The 26,580-nt window shown below is 32.9% G+C and carries 13 protein-coding genes; 3 read left to right on the forward strand and 10 right to left on the reverse strand.

Annotated features, from left to right (window positions below; translation table 11 throughout):
• Nucleotides 1-64 precede the first annotated feature (64 nt).
• The 3 genes from Q0910_RS02995 to Q0910_RS03005 are packed head-to-tail and all read left to right on the forward strand — an operon-like array spanning nt 65 to nt 5,985.
• Nucleotides 65-940, forward strand: coding sequence for an ABC transporter ATP-binding protein (locus Q0910_RS02995; protein ID WP_299212440.1), 876 nt, complete (start codon nt 65-67; stop codon nt 938-940).
• Nucleotides 941-963: 23 nt separating this feature from the next.
• Nucleotides 964-2,463, forward strand: coding sequence for a S41 family peptidase (locus Q0910_RS03000; protein ID WP_299212442.1), 1,500 nt, complete (start codon nt 964-966; stop codon nt 2,461-2,463).
• 30 nt (nt 2,464-2,493) lie between these two features.
• The gene (locus Q0910_RS03005) at nt 2,494-5,985 is read left to right on the forward strand and encodes a M1 family aminopeptidase (protein ID WP_299212444.1); all 3,492 of its coding nucleotides are present in this window, start codon (nt 2,494-2,496) and stop codon (nt 5,983-5,985) included.
• A 43-nt stretch (nt 5,986-6,028) separates the two neighbouring features.
• On the opposite strand, the gene Q0910_RS03010 is transcribed toward Q0910_RS03005, so the two are convergent.
• The 10 genes from Q0910_RS03010 to Q0910_RS03055 form a co-directional block, all read right to left on the reverse strand.
• Nucleotides 6,029-7,450 (reverse strand): TolC family protein, encoded by a 1,422-nt coding sequence (locus Q0910_RS03010; protein WP_299212446.1) that lies wholly within the window; start codon nt 7,448-7,450, stop codon nt 6,029-6,031.
• Nucleotides 7,451-7,461: 11 nt separating this feature from the next.
• The gene (locus tag Q0910_RS03015) at nt 7,462-8,130 is read right to left on the reverse strand and encodes an ABC transporter ATP-binding protein (protein WP_299212448.1); all 669 of its coding nucleotides are present in this window, start codon (nt 8,128-8,130) and stop codon (nt 7,462-7,464) included.
• A gap of 35 nt (nt 8,131-8,165) precedes the next feature.
• Complete coding sequence (locus Q0910_RS03020; protein ID WP_299212450.1) at nt 8,166-8,909, reverse strand: DUF2807 domain-containing protein; 744 nt, start codon at nt 8,907-8,909, stop codon at nt 8,166-8,168.
• Nucleotides 8,910-8,956: 47 nt separating this feature from the next.
• Nucleotides 8,957-11,311 (reverse strand): ABC transporter permease, encoded by a 2,355-nt coding sequence (locus Q0910_RS03025; RefSeq protein ID WP_299212452.1) that lies wholly within the window; start codon nt 11,309-11,311, stop codon nt 8,957-8,959.
• A 540-nt stretch (nt 11,312-11,851) separates the two neighbouring features.
• Nucleotides 11,852-14,236: an ABC transporter permease gene (locus Q0910_RS03030; RefSeq protein WP_299212454.1), complete on the reverse strand. Its 2,385-nt coding sequence runs from the start codon at nt 14,234-14,236 to the stop codon at nt 11,852-11,854.
• A gap of 27 nt (nt 14,237-14,263) precedes the next feature.
• Nucleotides 14,264-16,684 (reverse strand): ABC transporter permease, encoded by a 2,421-nt coding sequence (locus Q0910_RS03035; protein ID WP_299212456.1) that lies wholly within the window; start codon nt 16,682-16,684, stop codon nt 14,264-14,266.
• A 44-nt stretch (nt 16,685-16,728) separates the two neighbouring features.
• Nucleotides 16,729-19,158 carry an ABC transporter permease gene (locus Q0910_RS03040; RefSeq protein ID WP_299212458.1) on the reverse strand — a complete coding sequence of 810 codons (2,430 nt, stop codon included), beginning with the start codon at nt 19,156-19,158 and terminating at the stop codon, nt 16,729-16,731.
• 72 nt (nt 19,159-19,230) lie between these two features.
• Nucleotides 19,231-21,657, reverse strand: a complete 2,427-nt coding sequence (locus Q0910_RS03045) for an ABC transporter permease (protein WP_299212460.1) — start codon at nt 21,655-21,657, stop codon at nt 19,231-19,233.
• A gap of 72 nt (nt 21,658-21,729) precedes the next feature.
• Nucleotides 21,730-24,135 carry an ABC transporter permease gene (locus Q0910_RS03050; protein ID WP_299212462.1) on the reverse strand — a complete coding sequence of 802 codons (2,406 nt, stop codon included), beginning with the start codon at nt 24,133-24,135 and terminating at the stop codon, nt 21,730-21,732.
• Between the two features lie 53 nt (nt 24,136-24,188).
• Nucleotides 24,189-26,573 carry an ABC transporter permease gene (locus Q0910_RS03055; protein WP_299212464.1) on the reverse strand — a complete coding sequence of 795 codons (2,385 nt, stop codon included), beginning with the start codon at nt 26,571-26,573 and terminating at the stop codon, nt 24,189-24,191.
• Between the last annotated feature and the right edge of the window lie 7 nt (nt 26,574-26,580).

Consider the following 26,580-nt stretch of genomic DNA (forward strand, 5'->3'; position numbering starts at 1 on the left):
AAAAACACTTTCTGGAAGTGAAGAAATTTCAAACCGAATTTTGTAACCAATTCAAATAAGAACAATGAGCTTACTTATAAAAAACGTAACAAAAACCTATGCCAATGGGGTAGTGGCTATTGATAATCTAAACCTGGAAATAAGTAAAGGCATGTTTGGATTGTTAGGGCCTAATGGAGCAGGAAAATCATCATTAATGAGGACTATAGCTACATTACAAACTCCAGATTCTGGCTCGATAGCATTTAATGATGTTAATATTTTGGATCACCCTATGAAACTAAGAAAGTTATTAGGGTATTTACCACAATCTTTTGGGGTATATCAAAAAGTATCCGCAGAGAAATTACTAGACTATTTTGCAATATTAAAAGGTGTTGCTTCCAAAAAAGACAGAAACTTAATTGTACAAAGAGTATTAGAACTTACGAATTTATATGATGTTCGAAAAAAGTATGTGAGCGGATATTCTGGAGGTATGAAACAACGCTTTGGAATTGCTCAATTATTATTAAACAATCCGCAGTTGATTATTGTAGATGAACCCACAGCCGGATTGGATCCTGCGGAGCGTAATAGATTTTTAAATGTACTTAGAGAAGTTGGAGCAGAAAATACGGTGATTTTTTCTACACACATTGTAGAAGATGTAAAAGAATTATGTACCGATATGGCTATTATGAATGGAGGTCAAATTCTTCAAAAAACAATTCCTTCTGAAGCTACAAAAGCTATTAAAAATCAAATATGGACGATAACTATTGACAAAAAATACTTGCCTGACATGCAAGAGAAATATACTGTTTTGTCATCCAGTTATAACAAAGATAACTCTATACGCATTAGAGTCTACGCACTAGAGAAACCAACTGCCGAGTTTGAAAGTGTTCTCCCCAATTTAGAAGATGTGTATTTCATAGCATTAAAAGAAACTTCTTAATAGAAAACCTATAAATCAACATTATGAATTTCAAAACATTTCTTTTTTTAATACTACTAAACCTTGTATCCGATTTTTCATTTTCGCAGGATAAGACACTGGTAAAGAACGAATACATTTCAATAGAAAAATTACATGAAGATATAGATATTCTTAAAAGTAACCTGGAATCTATTCATGCAGGTTTATATAATTATACTACGAAAGATGAGATGGATAGAGCATTTGAAAACGTAAAATCTCAAATTAAGACACCATTAACTTCAATTGAGTTTTATAGAAGAATAGTCTCTTTGCATAGGTATATCAAGAATGGGCATACGATTATAATCCCTTCCGAAGATTTTGATCAGACTACAGCCACTACAAAACCTATACTGCCGATAGATGTATATTGGGATAAGGGGTTCCTTTATGTACTAAGAAATAATTCTAATGATGGAATAACAATACCTATTGGAGTAAGAATAGATACTATAAATGGTCGAAATGCTTCAGAACTTTTTCTTGAAATGGCAAGTTTATGGACTAGAGATGGGAATAATACCACTTTTCCGGAAGGTATAACACAAAGAGCCTTTGCTGGCTTTTATATAAATTTCATAGGATCACCTAAAAACTATGAGCTGGTTTACACAGATGATTCAGGTAATTCTCATAAAACTAATATAAAAGCTTTGACAACTCCTGAAATTGATAAAAATAGGTTAGAACGGTATGGAGATATACGTTATTACTGGACAAAAGATGATGGAGATGCCATTACACTTGATATTAAAGGAAACATTGCCCTTCTACGAATTAAAACCTGTGCGAATTCCGATATTAGAAAATTTGGATCTTCGATTAAAGGAATTTTGAACAGATTCTTTCGTAAAATATTAGATAATGAGATAGCTCATTTAATAATAGACATAAGAGATAATGGAGGAGGAGATGAAATTATATCGAGAGAATTGTTTCTGCATATATCACAAAAACCATTCGTGTTATTTGATGATTCGTATCTGATAACAAATGGAATTGTAAATAAAAAATTATATACAGAAAACGTAGTTGGGGTGAATACGTTTGCTAAAATAGGCTTATATAAAGGTGATGATGGGTATTATAGACAAAACAGGTTTGGTCGTTTTGTTTTTCGCTCTAGTGCTAAATTTAAAGAGCATAAACCCTATAATAAAAGGTATAGTGGTAAAATATATACCTTAACCAATGCCTATACCTTTTCTGCAGCTGGAGAGATGGCTTCTTCAATGAAAACAAATACAGATAGTCTTTTTATAGGAGAAGAACCTGGTGGAAATTCAGCACAAGTTGTTGCAGGAGAAACATTCACACTCGTTTTACCGAATTCAAAAAATAGAGTTATAATTCCTGTAGTCAATCAAGTTCTTCATACAATAGCAACTCCAAGAGATAGAGGAGTACTGCCGGATTATGTAGTAAGAAATAGCATTAGTGATATGATTAATGCACGCGATGCTGTATTGGAGTATACGTATAAGCTTATAAGAGATTGAATTGGATTTTAATTTTAAAAAGGAAACATCATGTTTAAACATATTTTTTTATACGAATTAAAATATTGGATAAAGAAACCTGTACTGTATGTGTATTTGGTGGTATTCTCTGGATTGGCATTTATAGCAATTGCAGGTACTGGAGGCTTATTTGATCCTCCATTAGCTACAAAAGCTGCTAGATTAATCAATTCGCCTTTCGAAATTAATTATCTACTTCAGTATTTTAATAAATTACTATTATTCTTATTACCTGCTATTATTGGTGCAACGGTTTATAAAGACTTTAGAGATAATACACATAGCGTACTATATAGCTTTCCTATTAAGAAGAAAGAGTATATACTGGGTAAGTTTATAAATTCATTCACATTGGTTTTTGGAATTGCAATAACAATAACTGTTGTTATGATACTAACAGAGCACCTACCGGGTTTAGACGATAACAAAATGGGGGATTTTCGTTTAGTGGGATATCTACAAGCTTTTTTGCTATATACAGTTCCTAATTTACTTTTTTATGGAGCTATTGTTTTTGCCGTAGTAGCGTATTTTAGAAATATATATGCAGGGTTCGTTATCATTCTAATTTTATTTTTACTTCAAAATATTACACAAAATCTGTTTCAAGGTGTTTCTATAGCATTATTGGATCCTTTTGGACAAAATGCAGTAATCTATGAGACACAGTATTGGACCCTGGAAGATAAAAATTTCAAACTAATACCTGTGTTAGGTGTTGCATTATATAACAGATTAGTATGGTTTGCCATAACTGTTATAACGGTTGGTTATGTGTACAGAAAGTTTGCACTAACAGAACATCCGAGTACCACACTTTTTAAAAAGAAAACAGAAAAGCGTCAGGCTAAAAAGAGTATTGGAGGTAGTATCAATATTCGACTGCCTAAAGTATCGTATCAGTTTTCTAATCAACAACAACTCAAAAATAGTTGGTTGTTATCAGCAGTTAATTTTCAGAGCATCGTAAAAAGCTGGATGTTTTACATCATTATTGCTTTCGGAATTTTAGCGGTTTTATTTTCCATTGCTAAGGTGACTAATAATAGTGAGATGACAATTTTACCGGTAACCAATGTAGTATTAACGATCCCCGCATTTTTCTTTACTACGATCATTATGCTGCTTACCTTTATTTATAGTGGTATGCTTGTTCATAAAGATCAGGTATCTAATATGAACCAATTAGTGGATGCTACACCAATACCCAATTTTACTTTGTTACTATCAAAAATTATCGCAATCATAAAAATGCAGGCATTGTTACTTTTTATAATGATGCTCTCCGGAATCATCATCCAGGTGTATAATAGCTATTATAATTTAGAAATTGGGTTGTATGTTTTTGATTTATTTATTGTCAAATTTAGTGGACTGATTATTTGGGCGCTTGCTTCGGTTTTTATCCATACGCTGGTAAGAAATACGTACTTAGGAATTTTTATACTCCTCATCGGATGGTTTGGTATATCAGGACTAAAACAAATAGGGATGGATTCTTTTCTGATACTATTCAATTTTTCTGAACCGATGCCATATTCAGATATGAATGCATATGGTGATCAATTAGCGCCTTATTTTTTAGTAAAAGGATATTGGACTCTTTTTGGGATACTTTTGGTGACTGCATCATATTTACTATGGATTCGAGGGATGCATCAATCTATTAAAGAACGTTTGTCTTTTATAAAAACAAGATTTAATAGACGCATTCAGATTATAGGAGGGTTGCTTCTAATTGGATTTGTGGTATTAGGATTTACAATTCACAGAGAAGAAAATAAGCAGGTAGCATTATCATCACAGGAACAAGACAAAGCATTTGATCAATTCGAAAAAAGCTTTTCTAAATATGCTAACATAATCAATCAACCAAAAGTTACGGATATTAGCCTGAACATAGCTATTTTTCCGAAAACCAATGATTTAGAGGTACAAGGAAGCTATACTTTGATTAATACATCACAACAAGTAATAGATACGATCTTGGTGAAAACTGGGTTTAATGAAACTACTTCATTTACATTGGATAAAGCTTCAGAAATTGTTGATCAGGATCCTTATGTGAAGTTCTCCGTATTAAAATTAGCAAAAGGATTACACCCCAATGATAGTATACAATTAAACTTTACACTGAAAAGCAAACCTACTACACTTTTTAAGAATAACGCTAATGTATTGAATAATGGAACGTTATTTAAAAATAATATTTTTCCTAGGTTAGGGTATTTCTTACATGGAAATGAAAAACATCCAAGTGATGCTACATCAAAACAAAAACATTATTATTCACAGGATTCCGATTTTATTAGTTTAAAGACTGTCATAAGTACTTCTCAGGACCAAACAGCCATTTCTCCTGGATATTTAAAACGAGCATGGAAAGAAGATAAGAGGAATTATTTTGAATATCAGACAGATGCTAAAATCAAAAATTCATTAAGCTTTAGTTCTGGTGTCTTCGAAATCGAAAAAGAGAGTTATAAAAATGTTGATTTAGAAATTTATTATCATAAAGATCATACGTACAACCTTTCTAAAATGAAAGAAGGTCTAAAAGCTGCATTGGATTATAATGCGAAGCATTTTGGAGCATATCAATTTACAGAAGCAAGAATTGTAGAATTTCCAATAACTGAAGGAACCTATGCTTCAGTAATGGCCAATAGTATTCCTACTTCAGAAATGCGTTTTATAGCCAATAGCTCTGATGAAACTATAGATATATCGTTTTATACAATTGCTCATGAATTAACCCATCAATGGTGGGCAAATCAATTGGTGCCCGCAGATGCTTTAGGCGCAATCATGCTAAGCGAAAGTATTACAGAATATATATCCCTGAATATTTTTGAAGAACATTATGGGGCAGAGAAGAAGCTTGATTTTCTAAAAATGCAGCATGGTCGATATATAAAGGGTAGAACCTCTGAAATAGCTACAGAACCACCATTATATTTGGTAACAGCTGGTCAGCAATATCTAGCATATGGTAAAGGAACAGTGGTTTTTAATACGCTGAGTCATTATTTAGGTAAAGAAAAAACGCATACAATTCTGAAGGATTTCTTTGATCTATACAAAAACAAAGAAGCACCTTATCCCACCTCTATAGAATTAGTAGAAAGCATCAGAAAAGCGACTCCGGATTCATTGAAATATATGGTAAAAGATCTTTTTGAGACCGTTACATTTTACGATACTAAAATAGAGAATGTAAAAGTGACATCAGACGAAAAAGGGACGTATGCAGCTGAGGTTGATTTTAGCGTTTCTAAGCATAGAAATAGGGCAGAAGAAGCATCTCTTAATTTGAAGGATTACATAGAGATTGGATTTTATAATGAAGATGATGAATTGATTTCTTTAGAAGTACTTAAAATATCTCAAAATTCGAATCAGATCATTTTTCGTTTAAAAGAAAAGCCTTATAAAGTAGTGATTGATCCTAATTATCTATTGATAGAAAAGGATATTGATGATAATGTATTTAGATTATAGTTAATTATGTAGATTGGTTTAGAAATATAATTTATAAACCAATCTATAACGTATTCCCACGGTAAAATTCTAATATTTTTACACGTAATAAATATTCATATTTAGCATTGGTAAGATTGGTTTCTGCATTGTCTAAGTTATTCTTACTTGTGATATATGCTATAAAGTTAGATACACCATTATTAAATCGGATTTCATTTACTCGATATGATTCTTTAAAAGCAGTTACTTGATTCTGTAGGCTTTCATAACGTTCATAGGCAGTCTGCATATCAAAATGAACCTGTGCAATAGCATTTTTTACTTCTAGTGCGGTTCGTTCTAGTTCAATAAGAGATTCTTCAGCTTTTATCTTTTCGAGGGCTACATTGTTTTTTGCCCGAAAACCATTGAATAAAGGAATGTCTACTGCAATTCCCACAACGGTATTTAAATTGTTATCAAACTGATCCAAATACTCAATTTTTTCTCCATTAAACTGTGATTCATTTGTAAAAACAGAAATTTGTTCATTATTAACAGTTATAAAATCTCCTGTTTCCACGATATCAGAACCTATTTCTGTAAATGTTTCAGCGACACTAGAATAGTTAGTGTTTACTTGTCCAAAAAACGAAATTTCAGGAATATATTGGGCTTTAGCAACTTTGATTCCTTTTTCAGCAGCTTTTGCTCTTAATTCTTTAGCTTTAAAAGTTGCTAAATTTTGCATGGCTTCATTAAAAATATCGTCTGATGAAAGTGTGTACTCTTCGAAATCTAGTAAAATGGATGCTTTATCTATCAAAATATCTCCTTGTAAGTTCATTAATCTCGCAAGGCTTAGTTTCGCATTATTTAGATCGCTTTCTGCAGCTAGGATGTTCGTTTCATCAATGGTTTTTTGGCCTTTTATGTCTGCATAATCAGCTGGATTTCCGACCTCTTCATTGTATAAATCTTCCTGTTGTTTTAATTGCTTGTTAGTCGCTATTAATCTTGTTTTGGCTAAAGCTAATACGTCTTTTCTGTTTAAAACCTGAAGATACGCTAAGGTTACATTTAATATCAATGTTTGTTTAGCTTCTTCTATTTCCATCTCAGAAGCTTGTTTGTTAAGTCGTTGTTGACGCACTGTATTTAATAGTCGGAAACCATTAAATATAGTAGCATCCAGATTTAATCTTGCATTAGAAAACGTTAGCTCTTGATTTATAAAATCATTGGTAAATGGATCAATACTTCTTCCATTATTCACACCAATATTATAATTACCATTCAGTGTTGGTAAGATGTTGGCTTTAGATTGATTATAGTTTACTCGGGCTGTAGTAGCATTCAAAATAGTGGATTTTAAATCCAGATTATTTTCTAAAGCGATATCGATACATTGGTCTAGGGAGTACCTTTCTGTGTCTTTTCTTTGTGTAAATCCAACGAATTGTAAAAGAAAAGCACTGATATAAATAATTGATTTCAGTGACATGTTATTTTTGATTATTCAGAGACGATATGTCCGTCTAAAAGATTAATAATTCTCGAACCATAAGAAGCGTTATTCTCAGAGTGGGTAGCTTGTATAATTGTTACGCCTTCTTTGTTTAATTCAGAAAATAACTCCATAATTTCAGTACTCTGTTTAGAATTTAGGTTTCCTGTAGGTTCATCTGCTAAAATCAGCTTTGGTTTGGTAATTAAGGCTCTGGCTATACCTACCAATTGTTGTTGTCCACCACTTAGTTGCGCAGGAAATAAATCTTTTTTACCCACAATATTAAAACGATCTAACATGTCGGCTACTAGGGCTTTTCGTTCAGAGGATTTTACGTTTTTGTAGAGTAGTGGAGTTTCAATGTTTTCGTATACTGTTAACTCATCGATAAGGTGATATGCCTGAAACACAAAACCGATATACTCTTTATAAAGTTTAGATCGTCGCTTTTCTTTCATAGTATGAACAGCTTCATCTAAAAAGGTATAACTACCGTCGGTAAAATTATCTAGCATACCGATACAGTTCAATAATGTAGATTTACCGGATCCTGATGGCCCCATCAGTGATATAAATTCTCCTTCATTAACATTTAAGTTAATACTATCGAGTAATGCTATTTTCTTACTTCCAGAATTGATTACTCTCGAAGCATTTGTAAGTTGTAAGATCATATTTTTGTGATGAATGATTATAGAGTTAAATAATATTATTGAATTTCTGATATTTCTACTTCTCCTATGTTTAAACCTTTACTGATACTTGCGCCACCTTTGTAATAAAGTCTTGCTTCGCCAAAAGCTGTAAGTTTGATACGATTAGATGCTTGTATTTTAAATTCAGCTTCTCCAAAAGCTTTCAATTTTGTATTTCTATTATCGACACCAAGTAGATTTGTAAGACTTTCTCCAAAGGCCGTAATTTTTTGATTTTCGATGGTTCCATCTTTTATCTCTAGGGTACTTTCACCAAAAATGTCTACGTCCAGATTCTCAAAATTCACTTCATTAAAAACTACCTGTGACTCCCCAAAAATATTTAAATCAAAAGTTTCGGCAGCTATCTTACTTTTACATAAAATAGCCTGTTCTCCTCTTATCGAAAGTTCTTTAAGTTGTTTATAACCAATGGTAACTGTTAGTACTTTTCCTTTATAAATAGGTACTTGTCTTTTGATTCCATTGATAACTACTGTTTCATTTTTGGTAGTTTCTTTGGCATCATCCAGATAAATACGAAGCACATTTCTTTTAACAACAATGTTTATTTTATCTTCTGGTTCTGTACTTTCTTCAATGGTTACAGATTCTTCATTGCTTTCTACAAAAGTTGCTTGTATATGCGGACTTATAATTACTTTTTCGAAAGCACTAACACTCTTCTTTGTTTGTGATATTGCTAGTTGAGTACTAGTTAATACTATTAATGTTAGAAAATATTTTAGATGTCTCATGATGAATTTGTTTTTTGATTCGCCTTAGGCGGACAGGTTTATTAATTTTATTCGGTTTTTAGACTATTTATGGGATTAGCAATTGCAGCTTTAATTGCTTGAAAACTTACAGTAGCCAGTGCAATTATGATGGCTGCAAATCCTGCGATTACAAAAACGAACCAGTTTATTTCGATTCTATAAGCATAATCTTGTAACCAGTTATTCATTACAGCCCAAGCTAATGGAATAGCTAACAAAATTGCGAGGCATACTAATTTTAGAAAATCTTTTGATAGTAGTTTTACGATCCCTGTGACACTTGCTCCTAATACTTTTCTTACGCCAATCTCCTTACTACGTTGCTCTGCAGTATAAGCCGCAAGTCCAAAAAGCCCTAAGCAAGAAATTAGTATAGCTAATAGTGCAAATATTTGTGATAGTTTACCTACCAGCTGTTCACTTTTAAATACAGCATTAAATGCTTCATCTACAAATGTATATTCAAAAGGAAAAGCGGGGTTGTTTTTTTTCATTACTTTTTCAATAGAGGCAAGCATATCGTTTAAGGCTACACCGGATTTGGTTTTTATATAGAAATATCGTGCGTAATCATGATTATTAAAAAACATAACAGGATCACTTGAGCCATACATATCACCGTATTGGTAATCTTTTGCAATACCGATTACATTATAGACATCATCACCTCCTGTTATCGTTTTTCCGATAGGGGAACCATCACCCATAAGTTTAGCAAGGGATTGAGTTATTATTACATTGGTGCTGTCCAGATCTTGATTTTTCTTAAAGCCTCTTCCTTCTATAAGCTCCATTCCTGTAGTCTTAAAAAAATCTGAGTTTATATGTCTATACGAAATCAAAACTTCCTCAGTATCGGTTCCTCCTTCCCATTCCAAACCCGATCCATTATTTCCGGCAGATAATATTTGAGAGTTACTTAATGCTACGCCATCAACTATTCCTGTGTTTTTTAGATCTTGTTCAAAAACACTAAATTTTTCTATAATATTACCATTAGCGCGCATTCTAATTAAATGATCTTTGTTATACCCTAAATCTCTGTTTTTTACATGTTGGATCTGTTGATATACGAGTATGGTACAAATAATGAAAACAATAGAAATTGTGAATTGACCAACTACTAATCCTTTTCTTATAAAAGACGCAGAACCACTTTTAGCTTTTATACCTTTTAAAACTTCTACAGGTTTAAAAGAGGATAAATAGAATGCAGGATATAGCCCGGCAAATACGCCACAAATAACAGTTATGGTTAATAAGATTCCGATATGAGTAGGATTAGAGATACCTAGTATTAGATCTTTTTCGATCAGAAGGTTAAATTGTGGTAATATCAATAATAATAACAGTATACTAACTACAGATGCAAAAAATGCCATCATAAGTGATTCGATAACAAACTGAATCATCAATCTTGGGCGGCTAGATCCTATTGCTTTTCTTACACCAACTTCATTAGCTCTTTTTTCGCTTCTAGCGGTAGATAAATTCATAAAGTTGATACAGGCGATAAGCAATATTATCAATGCAATTATAGAAAAGAGACGTACAAAGATGATTTTTCCTCCAACTTTTTTTCCTCCTTCGAATTTGGATCTTAAATGCCAATCTTTTATGGTATGCAAAAAAGCATAGGTATCGCTATTTATGTTTTTTACAGGTAGTATTTCTCGAACTTTTTTATCAACTTCTTCAAGATTGGCTTCTGGAGATAGTTCAACAAAAGTATCCGAAAAATTACTTCCATACGTTGTCATCCACTCAGCGCCATCTCGATATCTTTCGAAAGGAGCAACCCAATCAAAAGGGAAGGATACGTTTTTTGGAAGATTTTCAATAACTCCTGTAATAAGGTATGTATCTTGGTTATTTACTTTAATTGTTTTTCCAAATACTTTTGTGTTTTCTCCGAAAAGTTGTGCTGCAGTCTCTTTGGTAATAACGATTGCTTCTGGATTATTAAACGCCTTATCTCTATCTCCTTCTATAAACTTAAGGCTAAAAATTTCCAAAAAGTCAGCATCTGCATGTCGACCTATTTTATTAATAGCATTATCACCAACCGTAAAAAGAAGTTCTTCTGGACTGGAACGAGTAGCTTTTATAATTCCAGGAATTTCGTCTTTCATTACTTGTGCTAGAGGACCTGGTGTGGAGTAAAATGTGCGCCATTCACCTTCGTAATTCTGATTGGTTGGAACGTAATAGATTTGATCTTGTTTTGCAAAAGAATCATTAAAACTTACTTCGTCTTCTACCCAAAGAAAAATTAAACTTGCGCAGGTGATGCCCATAGCTAAGCCAAAAATATTTAAGAAGCTATACCCTTTGTTTTTAAGTAAACTACGAAAAGCGATTTTTATATAATTAAAGATCATACTGTTAGTTTTTGATCCACCTGAGGCGGACAGGTTGAATGAATTACTTATGTTAATTATATAGAGAAGATCATGCCGAATATTTAAAACACTGATAATTAGTTGTTTGCGATTTATTTCAAAAATAAAAGTGTTCGGTTTTGATACACTTCTTGTTCGTAATCGAACACTTTAAAATTAGGATTCTTCCTTCTGGAAATAAATGTACTTAATCTAAAGAATTCTTCGAGACTTTGTCTCCGGTTTTCCTTTGTCTCACTCTCTTTTCGGGGGAGCGGGTTGAGGTGTGTGAGAAATATAAAATTTCGTTTTTTGATCCTAAAGTAAAATGAAACCAACGAAATACTCCTATGGTTATACCTTGAGATGTTTCGTTGGTTTCAAGAAATTTTTTATTTGTGCTGAATATTCGATTTCAGTATCCTTTAATTGACACTAGAACAAATTCAGTATACGTTGAAATTCCTTCGTTTTTAATTAGGTCCTTCTGGTTATTTTGAAATGATGATTAATCAGACTATTTTTTAATAAATGATTTATTTACTCCGTTTTCAAACTTTTAATTGGGTTAGCGGTTGCTGCTTTAATCGCTTGATAACTTATAGTGAGTAATGTGATGATGAGTAATACACCTATGGCTACTACAAATATCCACCAGCTTATTTCTGTATGATATGCATAGTTCTGTAACCAATTATTCATAAAATACCAGGCAATAGGTGAAGCTATAGCACCAGCTATTAGTATTAGTTTTAAAAAATCTTGTAGTACGATCGCTAAAATGTCTTTTACTTTTCCCCCTAGAATTTTTCTAATACCTATTTCTCTTGTTTTGCGGGCTAAAAAGAAAGAGATCAATCCATATAACCCTAAACAGCTAATAAAAATGGCTAAACCTGAGAACAGTTTTGTCATAGATAAAAAACGTTGCTCTTCTTTATATTGTGAGGCTACTCTTTCATCTAAAAAGCTATATTTATATACAAATTTTGGGAACACTTCTTTCCATCGATTTTCTATTGCTTGTAATTGAGTATTTATATCCTGTCCATCCATTTTTACCGCTAACTCATTATATGCACTTTTTTCTGGAGCGATAAAAACAGGACCGATACCGTTTTGGAAATTTTGATCATGAAAATTTGATATTACTCCAACTATAGTTGCTTTAATCGAACCTCTATTCACTTCTAAATTTTTTCCTATAAGTTCTTCATAAGAAGAAAGTCCTAGCTTTTCTGCAAGTCTCTGATTGACTACAACTTCTGTAATAGAATCAGAACTGAAAAAGTTACGTCCTGCTATTAATTTCAAATTAAAAGTATTCAGGTAATCTTTATCAGCAAGTTTAGCAGAGATCGAAAATTCTTCATACTGTGGTCTATTATGATATCGTATACTAGTACCCCAGTCATTATATGCGGCTCCAGGGCTTGATAAACATGCTGTAGTGTTTGATACTCCAGGTATTTGATTCAATCTGTCTTTTAATCCCTTTAGTTTTATCAACTCTATTTGTTCGGGGATTTCTAACATTACAATGGCTTCTTTGTCAAAACCTAAATCAGAGGTAATAGCATAATTAATTTGCTTACCAATCACTATTGTAGCTACAATAAGCATAATAGAAATTGCAAATTGAGTGGTAACCAGTACTTTTCGAGTTAATTTTCCACCTGTATCATGCTGCGTAAGTTTTCCTTTTAATGCTAATGTTGGTAGAATTCTTGCCATAAGAATGCCAGGATAGCTTCCTGCAAAAAAAGAAACAACTATTAAGAGTAATGTCGCAAAACCAAGAACTTTTAACGTCCACAAGGATTGTATCGTAAGCTGCAGCTGGAATAGCTCGTTAAACTTAGGTAATACCATAAGAGCTATTGCTAACCCTATTAGTAAAGCAAAAAGGCTGATCAAAAATGTTTCTAATATAAATTGCCAAAACAAATTGTTTTTGCTTACTCCCAATACTTTTCTGACTCCAATTTCTTTGGATCTGGAAAATGCTTGTGCTGTAGAAATATTAATAAAATTGATACAAGCAATAATAATTAAAAACATCCCAATCAATGAAAAGATCCAAAGAAGATTTGCATTAATTCCTCCATATCTATGATCAAAATGAACATCTGCTATTTTCTGAAGCTTGTATCTATGTACATTTTTACTTTCTGAACGATACTTAGAAACCAAAGGAATTAATGTTTTTTCGATATGAGCAATATCTTGATTAGGTCTAAGTAATGCATAGCATTGTAAGCTACTCGTTATACCTCCCCAAGTTTTACTATAAGCAAAAGAACTGTAATTTTTTAGACTCTCATAAGAGACAAAAATATCTCCTTGAATCGTAGAATTAGTTGGTATGTCCTTAAGTAGTCCTATAACTTGGATGGTTTCTTTGTTCTCTAAAATAAATGTTTGTCCCAGAGCGGGATGATCCCCAAACATTTTCTTAGCAAAACCTTTAGTGACATACGCTACGTTAGGTTCAGTAAAGTCTCGATTACCGAGTGATTTTATTACTGGAAAATTAAGAATCTGAAAAAAATCAGGTTCTGCAAAAACAACATCTTCTAATAAGCGATTATTTGAGTTATTTCCTATTCCATCTACCTGCCAATCTTGTCGAATAAAAATATTAGCCACTTTTTCCGCATAACTAAAATCGGATTTAAATACTTCTGCAAAACCAGGAGGAACACTAGGTTCATACTCTATCTCGTCCTGATGCTCTTCAGTTACTACTCTGTGAATCCTATCTTCATTATGATGAAAATTATCAAATTGAAGATGATAATTTGCGTATAGAAAGATTAAAATAGAGCATCCAAACCCCAAGGCCAATCCTAAAATATTTATGAAGGAAAATACTTTTCGTTTCTGTAAATTTCTCCAAGCTATTTTTATATAGTTTCTGATCATAATGGTTCGTTATTAGATGATTGATTTTTATTCTGTTTTAAGACTTTTTACTGGATTTTGTATAGCAGCTTTGATTGTTTTGATACTTATGGTAGCCAATGCAATTAATACAGTAATACTCCCAGCAGTTAGAAAAACCCAAAAAGTAAGATTAATATGATAGGTATAATTCTGAAGCCATTGAGAAGAGAAATACCAAGCGATAGGAGTAGCTATTACAAAGGCAATGAATACAAGTTTTAAAAAGTCAATTGATAACATCATTGTGATTTTTGAAACACTTGCACCTACAACTTTTCGGATTCCTATTTCCTTTCTGCGTTGTGCAACAACTAGAAGAGAGATGGCAAATAGACCAATGCAACTCAGAATTATAGCGAGTAAAGAACCGCTTCCAATCATTGTGACCATCGTGCGCTCGTTGTGTAACGTACGTTCTATGTTTTCGTCTAAAAAAGATCCTAGAAACTCTGCATTGGGCTCTATTGAAGCCCATGCAGTTTTGACATTAGTATAAGATTGCTCTAGGTTTTGAGGTGCTACTTTCACATATACATTTCTCAAATTCCAATTTGGTAATGCAAAAAGTGTCATCGGCGCAATATTTCGATCGAGTTCCTGAAAATTAAAATCTTTTATGACCCCTACTACAGAAAAGGCTACTGAATCTTCCAAAATGATTTTGGTGTTCAAAATTTCCTTTTCATTTAATTGTTTAGCCATCGATTCATTAATGATAACCGATAGACTATCGCTAGCTAAGTTTTTTCGAAAAGAACGGCCTTCTATAATATTTAAATCTAAGGTTTCAACATAATCTGCGTCTACAACTAACATATGGGTATACGCACCACGACCTTTGTGGTCAAAACCCATAACACTAGTAGAACGATTTCCATCTTTGCCAAAACCCAAAATATTATTGGAAGCTGTAATGCTCACAATATCTGTTTTGTTTTCAAGGGCGTCCCGAAGTAGTTTCATAGCCTGTTGATCGTTACGTTTTCCATTAAGAGGAAAAGCAATTACCTGATCTTTATTAAACCCCAAATCTTTGGTACGCATAAACTCAACCTGATTCCAAAGCACAAGAGTTCCGCTTATAAGTACTATGGCAATCCCAAATTGCACTACTATTAAACTATTTCGTAAATGATTTTTTCCATTGTTTTCCAGCTTACCTTTTAGACTTTGTAAAGTACCTATACGGCTCATTAACAAAGAAGGATAACCTCCTGCAATGATATTGATGATTACCAAACTTAAAATTAACCCGAGCAGCGTAGAGGGGGTCAATATAGTTGCAAATGAAGCTTTAGTCTCAAACAATGTTTGAAAAGGCTTTAGCAAGAAAGAAGCGGTTAAAACTCCTAGACCTGTAGAAACTAAAAAGATTATAATACTTTCACCCCAAAATTGAAAAAATAATTGCATTTTATTGGCTCCTAGTGTTTTACGCATTCCGATTTCTCGCAGTCTTTGTGCACTTTTTGCAATGCTCATATTTATAAAATTGAAGCAAGCGATACAGATAATAAGAATAGCAATGCCTAATACTAAATATTGCATGGTACGATTTACAGTAACACTACCTTGACTGAAATTAGCAAATCGGACGTCTGATACAGACAATAGTTTAATTTGTTTATAGACACCATTGGTATTTGGCTGAGCGCCATCACGTTTGGCATTATCTATTTCACTTTTATAGTGTAGTTGAGTAAAATTTATGGTGCTTTTTTCAAATTGTTCGGGTGTTATTTCTTTAGAAAGTTGCATATAAACTGTATGATTCTTCATATCCCATCGCCCTATGGTTCTAGCGTACGCATGTTTTGGTTGACTTTTAAAATTCAATGCCACATCAAATCCCATTGAACTTGTATCTGGAAAATCCTTAACAATTGCAGTAACGTTAAATGGCACCTCTTCTTCGTCTCTTAAAACTGTAACAGTTTGTCCTATGGGATTTTCCTCTCCGAAAATTCGTTTTGCTGCCTTTTCAGTAATAGCAATTGAGGATTCTGAAGTTATTGGATTCTGTACATCTCCCTTTATAATTGGAAAGCTGAACATATTGAAAAAATCAGGATCTACATAAGAAACATGCATATTTAGTTGCTTGTCTTTATGACTTAATAAAATACCAGAACCGCTATGACGTGTTATTCTTTCGACCCCTGCTATTTCATCCCGAAGGGCTGCTACAAAAGGTTCTGGTTTAGAAAGATTAGCTTCAATCCCATTTGGAGTACTGTCTTCAGAATAAATTTGATAAAGGTATTCTCCTTGTTCATGAAAACGATCAAAAGAAAGTTGGAAGACCGCATACATGGCTAACAATATCGCTACTCCAAAAGCTGCAGTAAGACCTACAATATTAAGCGCTGTAAACGTGCGATCTTTCCAAAGAGTTCTGATTGCAATTTTAAAATTATTAGGGATCATAACTGTACGTTTTTTATACTGAAACAAGTTCAGTACTAGTTGTTTTATTCTGATTTTAAACTATCTATAGGATTTACAAATCCTGCTTTAATCGTGTGATAACTTATAGTAAGTAATGTTATTAAAATTGCTAGTGAACCACTTAAAGCAAATACTTTCCAGGAAATAGAAATTCGATATGCATAGTCCTGAAGCCAATTGTCCATAATAAAATAAGACAATGGTATCGCTATAATTATTGATATTACTACTAAAATTAAGAAGTGGGTTGTAAGTAGTTTAAAAAGGTTTTTTATAGAAGCTCCTAAAACTTTTCGTATGCTTAATTCTTTCTTACGCTGTTCTACTAAAAAAGCGGATAATGCAAACAAACCTAAACACGCTACAAAAATAGATAATAGGGCAAAGCTTACGATCAATTGTCTCATATGCTTTATGTTAGAATACATTGTAGCATATGATTCATCCATAAATGTGTATCTAAAATCAAGATTAGGTACAAAAGTTTTCCATTTTTTTTCTATCATAGAAAGTACTTCAGATATATTTTCAGTATTTACTTTTATAGAAGTTATTGTTGTTTCATCACCATAAAACATAGCTAAGGATCCAACTTGTTGATGCAAGGATTCAAAATTAAAATCTTCTACAACACCAATAATAGTATATGTCCTATTACCTCGAAGCATTTTCTTACCGATAGGTTCCTCCATTCCAAATTTTTCGGCTAGTGTTTGATTGATTATTACGGATTCGTTTTCTATTGCTCGGTTTTTGTCAAAGTTTCTTCCTGAGGTAAGTTCCATTCCAAAAGTATCTAAATAATCTTCGTCTACGATCCAGGCCTGAGATGGTACACCCTCCGCATTCATAACTTCTTTATTATAAAAAGTATTACCATTACGTTTTGTTCCTTTTATAGGTAGATAATCACTATTACTAACATTTTCAACTCCTTGGATTTGTTTCATTTCGTTTGCAAATGTAGTAAGGCGATCTCCCAACATATTTACCCCATGAATCTGAAGGACTTGCTCTTTTTTAAATCCTATTTCTTTATTCAAAATAAAATCCATTTGATTATTAATAATTAGAGTACTCACTATTAATACAATGGAAATAGTAAACTGAAATACTACCAAACTACTTCTTAAACTAGAAGATTTAGAACCTTTGCTAATTTTTCCTTTCAAAACATTGATTGGAGTAAATTTTGAGAGGTAAAAAGCTGGATAAATACCTGCAAAAATCCCAACGAATAATGCAGCTAAGATTATTGTAGGGATAAAGAACCAAGTACTCCAAGGTAATGTCAGTGTTTTGCCAGAAATTGTATTAAAAAGAGATAACCCAAGTATCGCTAGTAAAACGCCTATACCAAACGCAAATATTGTAATAACTATAGATTCTATTAAAAACTGTATGATTAGTTTTTTTCTATCAGAACCTATTACTTTTCTAAGACCTACTTCTTTTGCTCTATTTGCCGATTTTGCGGTTGATAGATTAATGAAATTAATACAGGCTATTATTAAAATAAAAAGTGCAATAGCTCCAAGGATCCATACAAAGCGAATATCTCCGTGTGTTTTTCCATCATGAACACCTTTAGAGCGAAGATGAATGTCAGCAATTGGTTGTAAATCAAGATGAGAAGTACGTAAAATACGTTCAATCTTATCGTATCCATCATTCTTATATGCTGCTAAGATGTAATTGTTTAGAATTACCTTTGTCATTCTATCTTCAAAGATAGCGACGTCTGTATCTGGTTTTAGTTGTATAAAGTTGAAATAATTATTTTGAGTCCATCGTGTTTGTTCTCCTTCTCCAAATTCTACTCCTTTTAACGTTAATAAGAATTTGTAATCAAAGTTAGATGCTTTTGGAAAATCTTTATATACTCCCGTTATTTTATAAGGTTCGGACGTATCTCCATTTAGGTACATGACTTGACCAATAGCGCTTTTGTTTTTAAAAAACTTCTTTGCTTTGCTTTCAGAAATTATTATTGTTAACGGTGTAGTAAGCGCAGAAGCGGCTTCTCCTTCAATCATTTCTAAATTGAAAATATCAATAATGGCTTGATCAGCATAAGCAAAATGTTCTTCATGATATTGAGCTGGGGCCTCGTTAAGACTTATTTCATTGCTTCCTGCTCCATACATTAATTCATTATCTAATAGTCTTCCTGCGTTTTCTACTTCTTCAAATTCACGATGAATAGTGCTTGCCATCAGAGCAGAGTGATGAGCTCCCCAACCTTCTACACCATCAACTGTAGCAAAATGTGTTAACCTATATACATTATCTCTATTAGGTATTTGTGTATCATAACTAGTTTCATCTACAATAAATAATGTTATTAATAAACAAGCAGCCACCCCAATACTTAACCCAACAATGTTAATAGTGCTAAAGACTTTATTTCTTAAAAGATTTCTCCAAGCTATTTTAATATAATTCCTAATCATAACGGTTCGTTTTTTGATCCACCTGAGGCGGAAGGGTTGATTGATACCGAAACAAGTTCAGCACTAGTTGATTTATTCTGTTCTCAATGAATTTACAGGATTCGCAGTAGCAGCTTTGATAGCTTGTATGCTAACGGTCAAAAAAGTAATACTCATTGTAATAACACCGGCTATTAGAAAAATCCACCAGCTTATTGAGATTCGATATGTAAAGTCTTGTAACCAATTTTCCATTGCATAATACGCTATTGGTGTCGCAATGAATAAGGCAATAACTATTAATATAAAGAAGTCTTTAGTAAGCATTTTCATTACAGTACTCACACTCGCTCCAAGCACTTTGCGGATTCCAATTTCTTTCTTTTTTTGTTCTGCCATAAATGAAATGAGTCCAAATAATCCAAGACAACTAATAAGGATTGCTAGTGTGGTAAAAGCAACAGAAATATTAGCTAATCGTTTTTCTTCGGCGATTAATTTTTCAGTTTCTTTATCTACAAAATTGTATACAAATGGTGTGGTTTTATTAACTTTTTTCCAAGCAAGTTGTAATTGACCAAGAATTTTTTCAAAATCGGTAGTTTCAGTTTTTATTAATAACCAATCAGGACTATTATCTACATACATAAGTAAAGGTTCAATCTCTTCTTTTAAAGATGCATAGTGAAAATCTTCAGTTACCCCAATGATTTCAACTGTGGTGACATCTTCTCCTGTAGAAAAAAGAATTTTTTGACCGATCGCATCATCTAGTTTAATATTAAAAGCATCAATAGTTGCCTTATTCACTAAAACTTGACTAGTATCTTGCTTTTTTACTGCGCGTCCTGTTATAAGTTTTGTTTTTGTTGTTTTTAGATACTCTGATTGAATACCATTTACCTTAACTAATTTTGGTTTGGATGGATCACTTCCAGGTAAATAAGCGCCTACATCACTACGCAACATTTGGGATGGGAAAATATTACAACCAGAAACTGATTTAACACCAGAAATCTCACTCATCTTTGTTTTTAATGTTTCATATTGTGTAAAAGCTTCCTGAGTACCCAAGCGTATAGCTATTAAATTATCACTCTGGTACCCTAAATCCTTATTTTGGGCAAATCGAACTTGTTCTGTAATTATGTATACTGTAGCAATTAATCCGATAGATATGACAAATTGGAATACAACTAACCCTTTTCTTAATATCGTTCCTCCAGAATTTGTAGATACGGTTCCCTTTAACACTCGCGTTGGTTTGATAGAGGATAATATTAATGCTGGATAAATACCGGCAATAAAGCCTGTAATGATGCCTATAATTAGAAGGATAGATAATATACGCCAATCAAAAATTGCTGTATAACTCACATTTCCTTGTGTTAACTGGTTAACTAATGGCAATAAAAATGTAGTTAAAGGAACACTTACGATTGTTGCCAATAAGGAAAGTAAAACAGATTCACCAAGAAATTGGGCAATTAATGATTTTTTATCTGCGCCGATAGTTTTTCGAACTCCAATTTCTTTAGCACGTTTATTAGCTCTGGCTGTACTAAGATTTATGAAATTAATACAAGCCACCAGTTGAATAAATAATGCTAGTGTGATCAATAAATATAAATACTTAATATCCGATATCGGACCAATTTGCCTTGATATACCTTTAGAATGTAAATGGATGTCACTCACTTTTTGAAGATAAAGCTCTTTTTTGAAATTTAGCTTCGCAAAATCTTTGGCTCCACGAGCGTTAAGAAAAGCTGGAAGTTTTTCCTGAACTAAAGAAGCATTATCAGGAGAGTTTAATTTTACATAGGTATAGATGAAATTTTGAGTTGCAAAATTTTGCACGTTTCTAACGAACTCACCGAGACCCGGTGTATTCATTGTAACTAAATAATTTGGATTTAGGTGTGATTTTTCTGGATTACTATCATCAAAAACACCTGTAACTGTAAGTGATAATTGTTGTTCTCCACTACCTGATATAATAGTTTTATTTAAGGCAGGAATATTTCCAAAAAGTTTTTTTGCTAACGAGGAAGATAAGACAACAGTATTAGGTTCGACTAAAGCGGTATTAGGATTACCTTCGAGAAAGGCAAAAGTAAAAACATTAAATATGGTAGCATCTGCTAGATATCCTCTAGGTTCATAGAATCCTTCGTTATTTTCACTTACTCGAATCAGGTCTTCTGTACCTTCTCCTAGATAAACTAGCCTTGTAGCCTCTATTACCTCTGGGAAATCTTCTTTCATTGCAAACCCTATTGGAGGACCACTAGATGCAGCATTAAATTGGACAGAACTAGGATCATCAATTATAGTCCTAACTCGATACAATGACTCGGCGTTATCGTGATGATCGTCATATCCAAGTTGCGCAAATACATATAATAATATACTTAAACAACAAACAGTACCTACTGTTAACCCTAACAGATTAATTATAGTTTGTAATTTGTTTTTTTGTAAACTTCTCCAAGCGATTTTTATATAGTTCCTAATCATGATTGTTCGTTTTTTGATCTGCCATTGACGGACAGGTTAGTTGATACTGAAACAAGTTCAGTACTAGTTGATTTATTCTGTTCGTAATGAATCCACAGGATTAGCCGTTACTGATTTGATGGCCTGTATGCTAATCGTAATGATGGTTATAATAATTGCTCCGGAACCAGCGATTAGAAATATGTTCCAGGAAATGTCAGTTCTATAAGAAAATTTTTGTAACCATTGGCTCATAAAATAATAAGCGATTGGTGCCGATATAAAAAGTGCAATAATTACTAACTTGATAAAATCTTTAGAAAGTAACATCCATAAATTAGCAAGAGAAGCTCCAAGAATTTTTCGTACACCTATTTCTTTTGTTCGTTGTTCTGCTACAAAGGAAGCAAGTCCGAATAAACCTAAAAGACTAATAAATATCGCTAATATGGTAAATACTTTTGCTAAACTAGCGATACGCTCTTCTGCTCTGAATTTTTTGGCATATTCCTGATCTATAAATTGATAGTCGAATGGTACATTAGGAAAATTGGTTTTAAAAACCCCTTCAACAATTTCTAAATTATCGCTAATACTGTTTTCAGGATTCAACCTCAGATTATAAAAGGAAATGTTACCAAATCTATCGAAGGCGTACATAGATTGTTTTACAGGGCTATATGGTGATTGCATAATAATATCATCGATAACACCAATAATTTTAAGAGGGGGCATTGGGTTAGGATCATCCACATCAGAGTCCCGTATCAATTTCCCTATCGGATTTTTAATTCCCATATACTCAACTGCAGTTTTATTAAGAAGAACACCTAAAGAGTCCGTTGGAAAATCTCGAGAAAAACCTCTTCCTTCAATTATTTTTGCACCCAAGGTTTCGATAAATTCATAGGATACATCAGTATATGCCAAATCTTCTTGAAAACCAACTGGTTTACCTTCCCAGGTATAACCGCCTCTATTGGACCAAACATCTGTAGTAGGACTGCTTGTTGTAGCCATTTCTACAGCTCCTCCAGAAGCTATAAATTGATTTCGCATGATATCTGCTTTCCCGCTAAATTCACTACTCATGACTGGTATTTGAATCAAACCTTCTTTGTCATAACCTGTTGGTCTTTCTTTGCTATACTGAATTTGGTTCATCACCACGAGTGTACCTATAATAAGTGCAATAGATACTGTAAACTGAGTGACTACCAATACTTTCCTTGGAAGTGCTGCAAAACGACCAACTCTAAAAGTCCCTTTTAGGACGGTGACAGGATTGAAAGATGATAAATACAATGCGGGATAACTTCCAGACAAGAATGCAGTTAAAAAAATGAATATTAAGGATGTAACCCAAAATAGTGTATTTGTCCACGGAAAAACAATGACTTTACTTGCTAAATTGTTAAAGCCATCTAGACTCAATAACACAATTCCAATAGCTATTAAAAATGCCACAAATACAACTAAAAATGATTCACTTAGAAATTGAAATATAAGCTGACCTCTTTGTGAACCTATAGACTTTCTTATACCCACTTCTATAGCCCGTTTTTCTGAACGAGCTGTACTTAAATTAACAAAATTGATACAAGCCAATAATAAAATAAAGATACCGATGATACCGAATAACCAAACATTTTCAATACGACCACCACTTTGAACACCATTTTCAAAATCACCTCTCAAATACCAATCTTTCATTGGAAATAAGAAGATTTGAGGATTAAATTCTGCTTCTCCCGGAGAAGCATTCTTCTTAATATCAATGATTTTAGAAGTAATGGCTTCCATAGTTGTGTTATCATTGATCTGCACAAACATTTGAAATGAATTATTTCCCCAAGCAGTTTTTGCTCTTTCTAACCAAGGTTGTGTAGTTATATAATATTTCCAGGGTATTAGGTAATCCATTTCATTAAACGAATTATTATCAGGAATATCTTTATAAACCCCAGTAATAATTAAGTCATCCTGATTATTTACTTTTACGATTTTACCCACAGCAGCATCAGTTCCAAATAACGTTTTGGCAGAGGATTCAGATAGCATTATGGAATTTTTCTCTTTTAAACCATCTCTTACACCTTCGATAATTTTTAAATTCAACATTTCTGGAGCACCTTCCTGCATGGCATTTCCACGTCTGTAAATATTAGTTTCTCCAAAACGAATATATCTTGGTTGTTCCCAGGAGGACATGATGATATGCTTAAAATTATCTTCATAACCTTCTCTAAGGGCAAACTCTAATGGTCTTGGTATCGCAGGTCCTGTATCTATAATGTTATTCGCAGATTCATGCTGAAATACCTGAGCGATAGTTGTGTTATTTTCGAAATAATTATCATAACTAAGCTCATCATATATCCATAAACCAATGAGTATAGTGGCAGCCATACCAATTGCTAGTCCTGATATATTTATGAACGAATAGACCTTGTTTTTTAGCAAGTTTCTTAATGCGATTTTAAAATAATTCCTAATCATAACAGTTCATTTTTTGATCCGCCAGAGGCGAAAGGATTGATTTGATTGATTATTTATTCGGTTCTCAAGGAATTTATAGGATTAGCAACAGCCGATTTAATAGCTCGTAATCCTAGTGTAAATGAGGTGATGAATAAAGCTATAAAAGCAGCCAAGCCAAACATCCACCACTTAATTGATATACTATAGGCAAAACCATCTAGCCACGAATTCATCGCATACCACGCAATAGGGAATGCAATAAGCGCAGCAATACCTACTAAAATGACATAATCTTTAGATAATAAGAATACAATTTTAGTCACTCCAGCACCTAATACTTTGCGAACACCAATTTCTTTCACTCTCCTTTTCGCTGAAAAAGAAATGAGCCCGAAAAGCCCTAAACACGAAATAAAAATTGCAAGAATTGCAGTAATACTTACGGATTTAAGAATTCCTTCAATTAATAAATATTGACCGCTAACTTTATCTGTTAATCTGGATTGTATATATCTTTTTCTAGAAGGGATATTCTCAAAAGCAGTAGAAATGATGTTTTCAATACTAGTTTCATGACCTTCTTGTACACTTACTGTTAAAAATCTATGTTGTTCTAATGTATTACGATCTCTATAAATATGAACCAATGGTTCAACAGCGTTTTGTAAGTCTTGATAATGGAAGTCTTTTACAACACCTACAATAGGCTGTCCTATCCCATTTCCTCCTTTAGAATTAAGTGTTTTACCTTTAATAGTTTTCCAACCAAATGCTTTTAAAGCGGCCTCATTTATAATGACCGGGTATTCGTCAGCCTGATCAATATTTTGGTTAAAATTACGACCTTCCACAATTGGAATTTCTAATGTTTTAAAATAAGACTGATCTGCATATGACCTTCGTACCCGGACATCTGTATCGTTTGTCGGATCATAATAGCTGGTATAGTTAAAATAATACTCGGATGGAATTGCCTGGCTTGTCGAAACGCTCTTTACATAAGGATTGGACTCTAATTGATTTAAAAGTGCATTAAATTTTGATTGTGCAATATCCAATTTTTTATAATCCAAATCTATATTTCCAACTAAAACGTTATTACGTTCAAAGCCCAAATCTGCATTTTTCATAAAGCCAATTTGTTTATGGAGTATAATCGCAATGTTTATACATAGAATAGCAATTGTAAATTGAAGAATGATAAATGAGTTACGTAATAAGAAGTTACTTTTTACCTGTTGCACCTTTCCTTTAATACCTAATGTAACAGGGATTTTTACAAAGCGAAGACTAGGCAAAATAGAAACCATTAAAGTTGATAAAATCCCAATCACAATAATCCCAAAAACTACAGGGTAATCTTTAAAAATATCAAAGGAAATTCTACCAAATTCAGGACCAAACGTATCATTTAACCTTGGAAGATTTACAGTAAAAAAAAGAAATGCTGATAAAAGAATGGATACAAAAATAAGAATCCCGTTTTCTATACAATATTGGATAATAATCCCTTTTTTATCACTTCCTAATACTTTTCGTACGGCAATCGTTTTAGTGCGCCCCAACATGGTAGAAGTGTTGAGATTAAGAAAATTAACCAATATGATTAATAGAATAAAAAAGGAAGCAGCAATGGAACTGGTAATAATGATATCAACAATGGGAATGGCATCTGTTCTCATATCAGTAAATGGCACTACCTTCATTTCCGCAATCGTATTTGTATCGATACGATTTTCTGTCATCAATTGAGTGACACTATTCTTAAGTTGTGTAAGATCGCTATCCGGTCTTAACCTAAAATAGGTCGGTGAAAAACTATTTCCCCAATTGCTCTGTGCTATAAAGGAAGGGTTTGTTTTAAGTAATGTATTCGGAAGTAATACTCCTAATCGAAAAGCAGAATAGGGACTAATCGGCTCAAAAACTCCGGTAACTTTCAAGTTAAGCGTATCTGATCCAACTATGGTTTTCCCAACAGGATTTATATCCCCAAAAATTTGTTTACTTACTTTGTCTGTTAGTACAATAGAATATTTTTCTTTTAAAGCTGATGTTTTATTCCCATACTTCAAAGGGAGGTCAAATACTTCAAAAAAATCAGGATCCGCATAATCGGTTCTATTTTGAAAATCTTTCTCTTCAAATGTTAACCACATATTGTTCCAACTGTGTAAATGTGTTCCTGCAATTACGTCCGGTGAGCTATTCAACACATGATCCATTAATGGATAGGGTACTTGAGAATAATCATTACCATCTGTTAAAACGGTTTTTACATAAAAAATATTCTCTTTATCAGGTATAGGACTATCCGCAGTATAGTAAGCATATACCGAGAATAATAACGTTAGAACACTTGAAATTCCTACACTCAAACCAATGAGATTTAAAAGGGAAAGGGTTTTGTTTTTTAGTAGATTTCTTATTGATATTTTAAAATAATTCCTAATCATTTTTATT

It is taken from the genome of uncultured Aquimarina sp. (genome assembly GCF_947495315.1).
Lineage (GTDB): Bacteria > Bacteroidota > Bacteroidia > Flavobacteriales > Flavobacteriaceae > Aquimarina.

Coding starts and splice junctions, on each gene's coding strand:
- Q0910_RS03040 (WP_299212458.1), bottom strand. CDS start 19,158: ATGATTAGGAATTATATTAAAATAGCTTGGAGAAATCTTTTAAGAAAT.
- Q0910_RS03020 (WP_299212450.1), bottom strand. CDS start 8,909: ATGAGACATCTAAAATATTTTCTAACATTAATAGTATTAACTAGTACT.
- Q0910_RS03005 (WP_299212444.1), top strand. CDS start 2,494: ATGTTTAAACATATTTTTTTATACGAATTAAAATATTGGATAAAGAAA.
- Q0910_RS03045 (WP_299212460.1), bottom strand. CDS start 21,657: ATGATTAGGAACTATATAAAAATCGCTTGGAGAAGTTTACAAAAAAAC.
- Q0910_RS03050 (WP_299212462.1), bottom strand. CDS start 24,135: ATGATTAGGAATTATTTTAAAATCGCATTAAGAAACTTGCTAAAAAAC.
- Q0910_RS03025 (WP_299212452.1), bottom strand. CDS start 11,311: ATGATCTTTAATTATATAAAAATCGCTTTTCGTAGTTTACTTAAAAAC.
- Q0910_RS03010 (WP_299212446.1), bottom strand. CDS start 7,450: ATGTCACTGAAATCAATTATTTATATCAGTGCTTTTCTTTTACAATTC.
- Q0910_RS03015 (WP_299212448.1), bottom strand. CDS start 8,130: ATGATCTTACAACTTACAAATGCTTCGAGAGTAATCAATTCTGGAAGT.
- Q0910_RS02995 (WP_299212440.1), top strand. CDS start 65: ATGAGCTTACTTATAAAAAACGTAACAAAAACCTATGCCAATGGGGTA.
- Q0910_RS03055 (WP_299212464.1), bottom strand. CDS start 26,573: ATGATTAGGAATTATTTTAAAATATCAATAAGAAATCTACTAAAAAAC.
- Q0910_RS03035 (WP_299212456.1), bottom strand. CDS start 16,684: ATGATCCCTAATAATTTTAAAATTGCAATCAGAACTCTTTGGAAAGAT.
- Q0910_RS03030 (WP_299212454.1), bottom strand. CDS start 14,236: ATGATCAGAAACTATATAAAAATAGCTTGGAGAAATTTACAGAAACGA.
- Q0910_RS03000 (WP_299212442.1), top strand. CDS start 964: ATGAATTTCAAAACATTTCTTTTTTTAATACTACTAAACCTTGTATCC.